This window comes from Alkalimonas collagenimarina (genome assembly GCF_030717845.1).
Taxonomy (GTDB): domain Bacteria; phylum Pseudomonadota; class Gammaproteobacteria; order Enterobacterales; family Alteromonadaceae; genus Alkalimonas; species Alkalimonas collagenimarina.
This window is the reverse complement of the sequence record NZ_JAUZVZ010000009.1, coordinates 60,294-73,264: the sequence shown is the minus strand read 5'-3', so window position 1 is coordinate 73,264 and position 12,971 is coordinate 60,294. Positions and strand designations below refer to the sequence as shown.

Genomic DNA, 12,971 nt, shown 5'->3' with positions numbered 1-12,971 from the left:
GGAGCGGCGTTATGCGTTTTACCGATGTGTTCATCCGTAAACCCGTACTGGCGACCGTGGTCAGTCTGTTTATACTGTTGCTGGGATTTCGTGCCATTTTTGATATGAATGTCCGTCAGTTCCCAGAGATCCAAAATGCCGTCGTCACGGTATCCACCACCTATATCGGCGCCGATGCTGATTTGATCCAAGGCTTTATCACCAGCCCATTGGAACGTGAAATCGCGGCCGCCGAAGGTATAGACTACATCGTCTCAACCTCAGTTGCTGGCATGAGCAGCATCGAAGCCTATTTACGACTGGATTACGATCCGAATGAAGCGCTGACGCAAATAGCCGCACAGGTGAACAAAGTACGTTCTGAGCTGCCGGAAAACGCCCGCGATCCTGTGGTCGATTTGAAAGTGGGGCAAGACACTGCTGCCATGTATCTGTCGTTTTACAGTGAAGTGCTGGGTAACAACCAAATCACCGATTATCTGGTGCGGGTGGTAGAGCCTCAGCTAGCAACGATCCCAGGCGTACAGCGGGCCGAAATTTTAGGAGCTCGTACCTTTGCCATGCGGATTTGGCTGGATCCAACCCGGATGGCCTCTTTAGGTATTACAGGCAGTGATGTCAGCACGGCTCTGCGTAGTAACAATGTACTGGCAGCACTTGGCCGTACCAAAGGCCAGATGGTTGCAGTGGATTTAAATGCTGCAACCGACCTACGCAGTCAGGGTGAATTTGAACAGCTGGTGATCCGCTCTGACAGTGATGCCTTGGTGCGGTTAAATGATATTGCTACTGTTGAACTTGGTGCTGAAAGTTATGAAAGTTCCGTCAGCTTTAATGGTCTAGCCGCTACCTTTATGGGCATTGAAATTGCCCCAGATGCCAACGCCCTGGATGTGATTGCCGACGTACGTCGGGTCTGGGAGCAGGATATTATCACTCAGCTGCCTGAGGGCTTATCAGCCGATATCCCATATGATTCAACTGAATACATTGAAAATGCGATCAATGAAGTGGTGGTATCCATTGTCTTAGCCCTGCTGATCGTGGTGTTGGTGATCTATGCCTTTTTGGGCTCAATGCGCAGTGTCATTATTCCTGCACTTGCGATTCCGGTGTCGTTGATTGGTACCTTCTTTTTGATGTGGCTGCTAGGTTTTTCCATCAACCTCCTGACATTACTGGCCATGGTGCTTGCCATTGGTATTGTGGTGGATGACGCCATCATCATGCTGGAAAATATTCACCGCTTTATGGAAGAAGGCAAATCGCGTACCGAAGCCGCCATACTAGGTGCGCGTCAGTTGGCCTGGCCTATTATTGCCATGTCCACTACCCTGGTGGCGGTCTTCATTCCTATCGGCTTTGTCGGTGGCTTGACGGGAGTACTTTTTGTCGAGTTTGCCTTTACCTTAGCGGCCACAGTTATTTTATCTGGTGTGGTCGCATTAACCTTATCGCCGGTCATGTGTGCTTATATTTTAAAAGCGCATAAAAGCGAAGCCGAAAAACCGCGCTTAGAAGCTTGGTTAGATCGCCGCTTTGCCAGTTTACGCCGGGGCTATCAACGCCAGTTGCATGGCGCGTTAAACTTCTATCCAGTCTTACTGACCTTTGGTGCCATTGTTTTGGTGTCTTGTTACTTCTTGTTTATCAGCAGCCCTGCGGAGTTGGAGCCGGCTGAAGATCAGGGCTTCGTGTTCTCTATTGCCGAAGCAGATAGTTACGCTACCCTTGACTACTTAGAGCGCAACACCAAAGAACTGAACCGCTTGTTGGATGATATCCCGGAACTGGAGAATGTCTTTATCATTAATGGTATGGGCGGTACCAACAGCGCCATTGCTGGCTTGGTATTAGCGCCATGGGATCAGCGTGAACGCTCGACCCAGGAAATTTTAGACCAGCAAATCACGCCGTTTCTTGAGTCCCTGCCTGGACTGAACACCTTTGCAGTGGTGCCGCCCTCCTTACCCTCACCGGGTGGTGGCTTGCCGGTTGAGTTCGTAATAGGCTCGACCCAATCGTATGAAGCACTGCAAGAGGTTGCACAGCAGGTCATGGGCCGCGCCATGGCCAGTGGCCGCTTTATCTTTGTCGATACCGATTTAAAAATCAACCGGCCACGCCAGACCGTGCATGTCGATCGCGAAAAAGCCGCTTTGATGGGGGTTAGCATGCAACAAATTGCTGCCGATCTAGGTAGCCTAACAGCCGGTGCAGATGCGGGGCGCTTTGCCATGGATAACCGCTCATACCGGGTGATCCCTCAGGTTGAGCGCTCAGAGCGGTTGAACCCAGAGCAGTTGAAAGATTTCTATACCCGCAATCGCGATGGTGAGCTGGTGCCGCTTTCAACTTTGATCCATCTGGAAGAAAGTGTGCAACCGCAAGCGTTGAAGGGCTTTCAACAACTCAATGCAGTAAAAATATCAGGGGTACCTCGCCCGGGTGTCCCTTTAGGTGAAGCCTTGGCGGTACTTGAGGACATTGCTGCTGAGCTACTACCAGCCGGTTTTACCGTGGATTACGCCGGGCAGTCTCGTCAGTTTAAAGCAGAGGGTCAGCAATTAGTGGTCACCTTTTTCTTTGCTTTGATTGTCATTTTCCTGGTGCTGGCAGCTCAGTTCGAGTCCTTTAAAAACGCAGTGATTATTCTGGTCACAGTACCGATGAGTGTCTGTGGGGCGCTGATATTTATTAGCCTCGGTTTTACCAGTCTGAATATCTACACTCAGGTTGGCTTGCTCACTCTGGTCGGCTTAATCGCCAAGCATGGTATTTTGATTGTCGAGTTTGCCAACCAGCTGCAGGCCGAGGGCCGCAGTAAACGTGAGGCCATAGAAGAAGCCACCGCCGTCAGGTTACGGCCTATTCTGATGACAACAGCCGCCACCGTTCTGGCCATGATCCCATTGCTGATGGCCAGTGGTGCTGGTGCTGCCTCACGTTACGCCATGGGCTTGGTGATTGCCAGCGGCATGACCATTGGTACCGCCTTCACACTCTTTGTGGTACCAGCCATGTACTTGTTGCTGGCCAAAACCATTGAGCCGCAAAGCAACGAGCAGCCGGTACATGCTGCACCTGTTCCTTCTGACTAAGTGTTTACTTAGTCTTTTGCCCAGCCAGCGCTTGTCGCTGGCTTTTTTCTGCATTAATTTTTCGCATCAAAAAAGCCCTGTAAACAGGGCTTTTGCTGGCATCACTAAACCAGCTACAAGAAACGAGAAGATCTATACCTGGAGTCGCTATCGCTGAGCCAGTTCTTTCATCAGCCGCTGACTGTGCTCAAGCACTTTCGCATTGTTGGTTTTTTTGCTGAGCTGTAAATACAGTAAGTGACACAAGTGTTGCGCGCTTAACTGTTCCAGTAAAGGGTCTAACCGGGGGCTGCTGTCCCCCCCAAGCACATACAATGCGGTCTGCGCTAATAAACTAAGGGGATTGGTTTTAAATGAAGTGACTGAGATCAATTGGACTTTTTGCGGTTTAAGCTGCCGGGCCAATCGCAGCACATCTTGGTTTTCACCGCTCTGTGACACGGCCAGTAACACACTCTGCTCAGTCAACTGAGCACTAAATTGCAACTGCACTGCTGGGTCCGGATGATAACAGACGGTTTTGCCCAATTGCTGCAAACGAAAAGAAAAATCGGCCGCTACCAGACCTGAACCACCGAAACCTGACAGCAAAATTTTATCGGCAGAATCCAGTACTTTGACCGCCCGCTCTAACGTCTTGGTTTCATTGATTTCGGTTAGAGTACGAAAGTTAGCGGCCAGCTGGTATTGAAACTGTTCCACTTCTGCCAAGGGAGCTTTCGTCACATCGGTCGGTTCATCACGACTATAGCTGGATTGAGCCACCAAGGCTTCGCTGACTGCTAGTTTAAAATCTGGATAGCCTTTGTAACCAACTTTCTGACAAAACTTCACCACACTGGATTGGCTGACACCCACAGCATCAGCCAACTGCTGCGACGAGTAATCGCGTAACAAATGCGAATTATCCAGAATAAAGTCAGCAAGCTTGCGTTCGATAGCAGACATTTGATCCTGCAAACCTCTGATTTTCAGTAGACACACCATAATTGTTTTTATACTCGTGTTAAGGCCAGATCCGAGCCAGGGTGGCGACAATAGGCTATTAATATCCTTATCTTGCCCTACTATAACCCGACAGCCTATCCGCGGTAAACAATGTTAAAAATCTGGCAATTGATCCCAATTGAGCTGATCATCGACCTCGATACGCCGACGGATCAAAGCAGACTGATTGCCACTGACCAAAACCTCAGGTGTGATGGCGCGGGTATTGTAGAACGACGCCATCACCGCACCGTAAGCACCAGCCTGTCCAAGCGCTACCGCCTCGCCAGCGTGTAGCTCAGGCAGTAGCTGCCCCAGACTAAAGGTATCGCCAGTTTCACACACCGGCCCCACTACATCATAACGTACCAACTCACGCTCTGGCACTTGTCGCACCGGCCAGACATCGTGCACCGCACCATACATGGCCGGACGCAATAAATCATTCATCGCCGCATCCAGAATTAAAAACCGCTTCTGGGGGCCTTGCTTGATATACTCGACCTGACACAGCAACACACCCGTATTTGCAGCCAGTGAGCGACCAGGTTCCATGATCAGACGGCACTGACTATTAGCAAATACCTCGCGAACTAACGCCATGTAATCGGCAATACTCACCGCTTGTTTGGTATCGGGATACAACACACCTAAGCCACCACCAATATCGATGGTCTGGATTGGGTGCCCCATTGCCTGCAGCCTTTGCACTAATTCCAGCATACGTTCAAAGGCAGTTCGGTATGGAGTCAAACTGGTAATTTGTGAGCCGATATGCATATCGACCCCTTGAATGGAGATCCCCGGCAGACGAGCTGCTAGTGCATACACTTCATCCACTTGCTGCCAGGCAATACCAAACTTATTCTCGGCCTTGCCTGTGGCAATTTTTTCATGGGTCCCGGCATCCACATCTGGATTGACCCGCACCGCAACGGCTGCGACTTTGCCACACTCAGTAGCAACACGACTCAATCGCTCCAACTCAGGGACCGACTCCACATTAAATTGCAAGATCCCCGCATTGAGTGCTAGTTGCATATCCGCTGAGTTTTTACCAACCCCGGAGTACACAATCCGTTCAGCTGGGATACCCGCAGCCAGCGCACGGCGTAATTCTCCGCCAGATACCACATCCGCTCCAGCACCCGCTTTGCCTAGCAAGCTCAATACTGCCAGATTGGAGTTGGCTTTGACGGCAAAGCAGATCAACGCATCCAAGCCCGTCGCAGCTTGTTCAAACGCATGAAAATTAGCGAGGAATTGTTGTTTGGAATAGACATAGCACGGGGAACCGTAGCGCTGCAATAAAGAGGATGCAGCAAGTTGCTCGATGTGCAATTCCTGCTGCTGATAAGCGATAGCCATAACAAGGACTCCAGACCCCTGCAACAGGGAGTTGAATTATTTATTCATCATCATAGCTGCATAGAATAAATTATTCCACCCCAATGCAGGGGTTGTCCTGAAAACTTTAGTCGCTCGAATCAGTCGTTGCGATAGCTTCACGCAAAAAACCCTGTTTTTCTTGCAACAATTGCCCTGCGGCCTGTCGATCTTTTCCCGTTAAAATACGTAAAATCGCCAGCTTGGCATTGTAATCAGAGTCGGCCAGCATCGCTTTCGCTACTTCATGGCTGCAGCCCGTTGCTTGAGTGACAATTCGAGCCGCTCTTACCCAGAGCTTTTGATTGCTGGCATGCACATCGACCATAAGGTTTTGATACACTTTGCCACTTTTGATCATGCTGGCAGTAGATAGCATATTTAAAATCAACTTTTGTGCCGTGCCTGATTTCATACGGGTAGAACCGGTGAGCACTTCAGGACCGACCGCGGCACAAATCGCAATAGCCGCAGTGTTCAACACTGCGGTATCTGGGTTGCAACTGATGGCGACCGTGATTGCACCCACCTGATTGGCATAGTCAAGGGCGCCTACCACATAAGGTGTACGGCCACTGGCCGCAATACCAACAACGACATCTTTCGCACTAAGCTCAATGGCTTGCAGGTCAGCTACCCCCTGTTCTTTGCTATCTTCAGCACCTTCCACTGCGCGTAAAATGGCGGACTCACCGCCAGCGATCAGCGCCTGCACCTGCTCAGGAGGTGTACTGAAAGTGGGAGGACATTCCGCAGCGTCCAATACGCCCAAACGTCCGCTGGTGCCAGCGCCGATATAAATTAAACGCCCACCCTTTGAGAAAGCAGCCACGATAGCATCAACTGCTTTAGCAACATCAGCCAAAATCTGTTTGATCACAAGCGGCACCTGCTGATCAGCCTGATTAATCCGCTCCAGCAAGTGCAAGGTACTTAGTGTATCCAAATCCAGAGTATCCGGGTTACGGCTTTCCGATAAGAAGACATTGAGTTCCTCAAGCAGTTGCTGCTCTTGCGCCTCAGCTAATTCTGGCTTTTGATTCATAGCAATGTACTCATTTGGTTTCCCTTATCACTCAGGTGTTTTACTCGTCATTTAAAACATGGGCTCGGTTTTTTTTAACTCACCGCCCAGCCACTTATCAGCCAGTAGCAGAGCGCCATCCACTGAAGTCCCTGAAGCAGGAATAATGTTGCGGCGGATCCGCTCCGGCAAATGAGGAATAGTCCCCTCAGCGAGCCCCCCGAGTATAACCACCGGTAAATCGACCTCCAGACAAGATAAGTCGATCAATTCCACCACATCCACCAAATAACGTTTGAAGACTGTAGAGGCTTGCGGACAGGTTTGAGCAAGCGGTAACACCAACGGGGCCAGACGCGAGAAATCATTAACCGCCGCATTTTTCAACCAGGATAAAATATTCGCTGGATCAGTACCGATAACCGCCGTCACCGCTTTGGCCAACCTGGAGCCGAAACGACGGGTACGATCTAACTCATCCAAGACCTGACGAACCGCCATCTTGCCTAAAATAGCACCACTACCTTCATCACCAATGATAAAGCCCCAGCCACCAAACTGGCGCTCTTCACCATTGGCTTCCAGTCGCATACCGACAGAGCCGGTTCCCAAGGCAACCACCACAACCGGCTGACCATGGTTAGCACCATAGACCGAGGTTTTGGCATCGGTGGTGATCCATAAATTCGGGCATAATTCTGCTAAGTGCAGCTCCAACGATTTGCGTAGCTGCAAGTTGCCGGCCCCAGGTACCCCAGCGACTACGGTCACCTGCTCGCCGGTGCATTGCGCCAGTTCAAATAAGTTACTGATCAGCTGATACAAGGTCGCCGCAGCATTATTGTAATCATTGGTCAGCGATGCTGAGCCCATTTTCAGCTGCCAGCTCCGGCCTGTACTCCGTTGTTGCAGCCGGCCCAGAGTTTTGGTGCCTCCCGCATCTATGCCCAGTACGAAATCGGTCACTGTGCGTCTCCTGTAGCGTCAAGTTGAATGGATGGCGTGTGCTGGACAGATCGTCCCAAACAGCACACCACAAAAGCAATTAAGGTACCGATACATAACTGCCAGGTAAAGCCTAAATCCCAACCAGCAAACCATGGATCAAATAAACTCAGTACATAGGGCTGAAAGAATAAGGTCACCAAAAAGCCAGTAATGAGTGCGGCAGTAACACTGCGGGCATTACCACGGTTGGTCAACAGCACGGTAAAGTACACCCCTAATAAGCCGCTGTATGAGAAAACCATTACACTGAGCGCAAATGCCAGCAGCGGCATATCACTGTATTGCTGCCAATAAAAACACAATACCGCCATACCGGATAACGCCATCGCAGTCAGCAACATACCAAGCTGACCAGCACGAACAAAGTGTCGTTCTCTCTGGCTCTGAGATGTGTCTGAATCCTTCACGTGGCGACGTTCTTTCCATGGCCGGTATAAATCCTGAATCAACACAGAAGACATTGAGTTTAAACCTGAAGTCATGGTCGATAACGCAGCAGCTACTACCCCCACGGTCACCAAGCCTCTTAGTCCTGCTGGCATCTCATTCAATACATAGTACATAAACACGGTGACGGACTCCCCTGCGAAAGTCGTACCCAGTTCAGTGCCCTGCTGCATTAAATCTGGCCGTTGATAAAAAATATACAGCAGCATACCAATAAAAATAAACAGCAACATCACCGGAATAATCATCACCACCGACAGCAACATAGCGCTAGCGCCCGAGCGGCCGTCTTTACAGGTGAGGACGCGCTGGGTCATGTCCTGATCCATACCAAAGGCTGCAATATTCAGCAGCACAAAACCGGTAATAGCGGACCAAAACGTAAAGACACCAGTCGAACTGAAATCCAATGAAAAATCCAGCACCATTAATTTTGAACCGGAGCCATCCAGTGGTTGTCGAAGCGCACTAAAAATAGTGCTCATATCAGCCGGGATCATCCACAATAAATAAGCGAGCACAGCCAAAGCCGCCAGCACATAGACGCCGCATTGCAACGCATCGGTATAAATAACCGAACGAATTCCTCCCACGACTGAATATGCCAGCGCACCAAAAGCCAGCAGCAAAATAGACATCACCACACTATCGGCCTGAATGTTATGAAACATCACCATCGACACAGCGATCGCGGCCATATAAAGACGGGCACCACTGGCAAACACCCGGCCAAACAGGTACATGCCACCGGCATGGCGCTTGGCAGACGCTCCAAAGCGTTGTTCCAACAAGCCATAAACCGTACTGACTCGTGCCTGATAATAGCGAGGGATCAAAAATGCCATCACCACAAAGGCGGCGATAAATGCACCGATATTGGTGGCCATATAGGTCAAGTCGCCACGAAAACCTTGATCAGGCCCCCCCAGAAAAGTGGCAGCCGATTGTGAGGTCGCCATCACCGAAATAGCCACCGCCCAGACAGGCATCTGGTTACCACCTAAGAAGTAATCGCGGGCATCGCCGGAGCGACGCTGGCTCAAATACCACCCCATCCCCGCCAACACCACGAAGTAAGCGGCAAATACCAGCCAGTCCAGCGCTGTCAATTTTATATCCATGCAAACTCCTGATGCTTTATCCCTAAGTAAGCTTACGATCCAAGACTAGGGCTGGTTTGCTGGTGTACTTACGCAACAGCAGCATGGATGCTGCGCAGGCTGAAAGGGCACAGGGACGTGATCCTTGAAGCCGGTGGAGTAAGTATCTCCAGCCACCCAGTCCTTACACAAAGCTCTCTGGTTCAAGTATGTTATAGCAGTTCTACAACCCTAACATTGCCTCATAAATCTTACTCATTACGCTGCCATAACGGCCGGTTTCAAAACGGTCACCAGCAAAGTAATACCCCGACGCATCACGACGGATCGGCGAGTGCTTTTTGTTGGTCAGTAGCACCACTAGTAAATCGTAATGCGGATCTATAAGCGTTGCCGTGCCGGTCCAGCCAGTATGTCCATAGGCATAACGGCTAGCGTAGGGGCCAAAATGCCAGTCCAGATCACCCTGTACTGCCATGCGCCAGCCCATACCAAAACGATGATCGCGAGTACCTGGCCGTACAAATTGCTGCAATACTGCAGGGCTAAATAACGACACATCGCCATAGCCTCCATAGTTGGCGACCATCATCAAGGCAGCAAGCTCCCGGGCAGTGCTGAACAGTCCGGCATGCCCCGCTACCCCAGCCAACGAGTAAAATGCTTTTTCATCATGCACTTCGCCTCTTAATACGCCGCGGCGCATGGCAGGAAACTGCTGGCGCATGCCGCCACGGGTATTGCCATCCAGTTCAGTGGCAGCAATACGCTGCGGCGCTATGCCTTTTTGTAGCGGGTTAAACAACGTCTGCTCCAGCCCCAGCGGCTGATAAATGGCTTGCTCCAGATACCGATCCAGCGGCTGGCCGGTGATCCGCTCTATCAAGACGCCCAACAGCATAAAACCGGTGTCGCTATAGACCGACTTCTGCCCGCGCTCGCGCACAAAGGGCACTGCTGTGGCTAACAACTGCCGGGTGCGTTGCGCATCAATGGAGTAAAAATCCTTACCTAACCGGTTATCTGGTCTAAAAAAGTGCAACTCCGGGCCATACCCCGCGCTGTGGTCCAGCAAATCCCGAACCAGTCTTTGTTCGCGACCATCCCCCTGATACTCGGAAATATAGTGTTGGATCGGTAGATTGATATCCAACTTGCCTTCAGTCACCAGCTTCATCAGGGCAAACACAGTCGCGTACATTTTGCTGTTTGAAGCAATATCAAACAAGGTGTCGGTCTGCATCGGCTCTGGGTTTGTTAAGTCTCTGGCTTCCGAGTCGTAGCGGCTAGCATAGCCATAAGCGCTTTCTTTGATCACCCGACCATCTTTTACTACCACTAACACAGCGCCGGGAAAACCATCTGCCACTTCTTGTTCAATCATCGCATCCAGCTCGGACAAGCGTGCTGAAGAAAAGCCAGCTTCGGCCGCGCTGCCTTGCTGCAACACCGGATAGGACAGTCGCAGCTGAATACTGGTATTTTCCGGCTCGACGGCCTTCACATGCAGTTGATTCAAGCCATCCCGGGTGTAATCCGCCAACGATAGGATCATCGGCTGCTGCGTGATGTTTTCAGGCAAGTTCAGTGACTTGCCATTCACCATAATCGTCGCCGCACTCGCCTGCTGCATATCCAGCCACAAGGTGCCTTGCCCCTGATAACTGTAAAACATCCGTCGGTCATTGACCCACTGACGTTGACTACGCTGCTCTGGCAACTCCACCTCAAGCTGCGCCGGGCCTCGCAGCAGCATCTCCCACTCAGAGGTAGAGGCAGTTGCAGGAAACACAGAAGCAGTGCTCAAGCAGCACCAACCCAGCCATGATAAAGCTCGATACATCACAGAGCCCCCTGCTGCGACAGGCTGTCATCAATACACAAGTCACAGTGTGGCATGCTTAGCTGCACAGGCAGATCCCCGTGAAAGGGGGATTGATTGAATAATGCAGCCACAACCGCCCTGTATGTGGGGCCTGCCAGTCTCTCGCTATCGGCATCGCGGTGAATACCATGGTGGTAGGCTACAATGGCCACATCGCTCAGTGGTAATAAGGGTTCGAGCTCATAGGGTGTGCCAAAGCCAAGTAAGAATATTTGGCGCTGCTGTGCTCTGGCAGCACCCAGCGCCAGCTCACTAGCCTTCATGGCATCGTCATAGCTAATGGCAGGACGCTGCTGAGAGGCTTGATCGGCCATACCACCGATATCGACTAAACTAGCCAACCGTTGCCAACCCGCGTGGATCACCCAGTCTGCCTGCGCACTGAGCTGCTCGGCTTCTACTTGTTGCCAGTCAGAAAATACCGACTGGGTCCACCGCACCTCACCATTCGCCAGTGCAGGCCAATGGTGTTGAAACTCTTGTTGCAGCATCGCTGCCTGCAGCTCCGTCGCTGCAATAAGGTGTACATGCTCAACCTGACTGCTTTGCAGTGGCAAAACCCCAGTTTTCGCCTGCACAAGTGTCACCGACTCATTGGCCAGACGCTGCTCCAGATACCGGTGAGATGGCTGGGCTAATACAGCCTTAGCCTGCTGATACAAATGGCTGCGATCGGCAACGACTTTGCTGTCTGCCAAAAAAGATTGCTTCAATCGGGTAATTCTCGCCAATGACTGATCCAGTTCGCTTTCATCAATCCGCCCTTGTCGAACGGCGGCGGCAATATCAGCAATCATGGCCTTCAATGCAGCAATATCATCTACGGTTCGAATGGGATATGGCATCAAGGCGATATCAGCCCCAGCGGCAAAGGTTTCAATCACGGCTTCTGTTGGCTCAAAATAGTGACTGATGGCGGCCATATCAAGCGCATCGGTGATCACTAATCCCTCGAAGTTCATCTGATGGCGTAGTAGATCGGTCAGGATCACTCGCGACATGGTGGCAGGTCGAATCAGCGACTCACCGTCACGGCTGCTCACACGGCTGTCATCCAGTGCCGGATACTGAATATGTGCGGTCATGATCATGGCAGGCTTGCTGTAATCAATTGCCCATTGGAAAGGAGCCAAATCGACGCGCTCAATCAGATGGCGCGGGTGATTGACGACTGGCAATGCCAAGTGACTGTCGAGATGGGTATCGCCATGACCGGGAAAATGCTTTAACGTCGCCATCACACCTGCTTGCTGCATCTGCTTTAGCATAGCAACAGATAATTCAGCCACCATCTGCGGCTGTTCACCAAAAGAGCGCACATTAATCACCGGGTTGTCAGGGTTGCTGTTTACATCGATGACCGGCGCATGATTGGTGTTAATTCCAAGCACCGATAACTCCTTAGCCAGCACGGCACCCACTTCCCCCGCATAATCTACGCCATGTCTGGCATAGGTGGCACCTATGGCCATATTGCCAGCAAAACCGGTAGTGATGGCTCTGGGGGTACGAAACACACGCCCCCCCTCCTGATCAATCGAAATAAACAGTGGACGAGCGGCAGCTGATTGCAAAGCTGCATCTTGCAATTGCTGGGTTAAATCAATTATTTGTTCGACAGTTTGCAGGTTTTCAGCAAACAAAATAACACCACCTAAGCTGGTGTCTTTAATCAGAGTATGCAATTCGTCAGGCAAACGAGTCACTGCGGAGCGGCAAGGGACTGGCGAGTTGTCTGACGAACTCATCGGCTTGCTTTCCTGACAGAAATAGCGCACATCAATCATCATTTTTTGCGCAATTTTTTGTTCCAGACTCAATTGGTCAGACACGCTTTGCCACCCCAGATAAATTATCAACAAAGCTATAGTAGCAATCCAACTAAAATGCAGTACACTTTTTTTATGCTTGTTACCGTTTATGGCGAACTCACTTGTTTTCATAACCAATGTGTATCAACGAAAAAGTGACACCACCATAACAAACCGTCCTGAAACGAACAACTAAATTATTCCAGAACAGGAAATAAAAGG

The 12,971-nt window shown here is 50.8% G+C and carries 8 protein-coding genes; 1 reads left to right on the top strand and 7 read right to left on the bottom strand.

Going from position 1 to position 12,971, the window contains the following annotated elements; all coding sequences use genetic code 11:
* The first annotated feature begins 11 nt into the window (after nt 1-11).
* Nucleotides 12-3,101 carry an efflux RND transporter permease subunit gene (locus tag Q3O60_RS08005; protein WP_305893393.1) on the top strand — a complete coding sequence of 1,030 codons (3,090 nt, stop codon included), beginning with the start codon at nt 12-14 and terminating at the stop codon, nt 3,099-3,101.
* Nucleotides 3,102-3,248: 147 nt separating this feature from the next.
* Here Q3O60_RS08005 and Q3O60_RS08000 read toward each other — a convergent pair whose 3' ends face one another.
* The 7 genes from Q3O60_RS08000 to Q3O60_RS07970 form a co-directional block, all read right to left on the bottom strand.
* Complete coding sequence (locus Q3O60_RS08000) at nt 3,249-4,088, bottom strand: MurR/RpiR family transcriptional regulator (protein WP_305893392.1); 840 nt, start codon at nt 4,086-4,088, stop codon at nt 3,249-3,251.
* Between the two features lie 114 nt (nt 4,089-4,202).
* Nucleotides 4,203-5,456: a diaminopimelate decarboxylase gene (gene lysA, locus Q3O60_RS07995; RefSeq protein WP_305893391.1), complete on the bottom strand. Its 1,254-nt coding sequence runs from the start codon at nt 5,454-5,456 to the stop codon at nt 4,203-4,205.
* A 106-nt stretch (nt 5,457-5,562) separates the two neighbouring features.
* The gene (gene murQ, locus Q3O60_RS07990) at nt 5,563-6,519 is read right to left on the bottom strand and encodes an N-acetylmuramic acid 6-phosphate etherase (protein ID WP_305893390.1); all 957 of its coding nucleotides are present in this window, start codon (nt 6,517-6,519) and stop codon (nt 5,563-5,565) included.
* Nucleotides 6,520-6,570: 51 nt separating this feature from the next.
* Nucleotides 6,571-7,464, bottom strand: a complete 894-nt coding sequence (locus Q3O60_RS07985; protein ID WP_305893389.1) for a glucosamine kinase nucleotide-binding domain-containing protein — start codon at nt 7,462-7,464, stop codon at nt 6,571-6,573.
* The gene (locus tag Q3O60_RS07980) at nt 7,461-9,074 is read right to left on the bottom strand and encodes a sodium:solute symporter (RefSeq protein WP_305893388.1); all 1,614 of its coding nucleotides are present in this window, start codon (nt 9,072-9,074) and stop codon (nt 7,461-7,463) included. Before Q3O60_RS07980 ends, Q3O60_RS07985 begins: the two co-directional genes overlap by 4 nt.
* 202 nt (nt 9,075-9,276) lie before the next feature.
* A complete protein-coding gene (pbp4b, locus tag Q3O60_RS07975) occupies nt 9,277-10,860 on the bottom strand; it encodes a penicillin binding protein PBP4B (protein ID WP_305893387.1) in 1,584 nt (527 codons plus the stop codon).
* Between the two features lie 35 nt (nt 10,861-10,895).
* Complete coding sequence (locus Q3O60_RS07970; protein WP_305893386.1) at nt 10,896-12,770, bottom strand: glycoside hydrolase family 3 protein; 1,875 nt, start codon at nt 12,768-12,770, stop codon at nt 10,896-10,898.
* Nucleotides 12,771-12,971 lie beyond the last annotated feature (201 nt).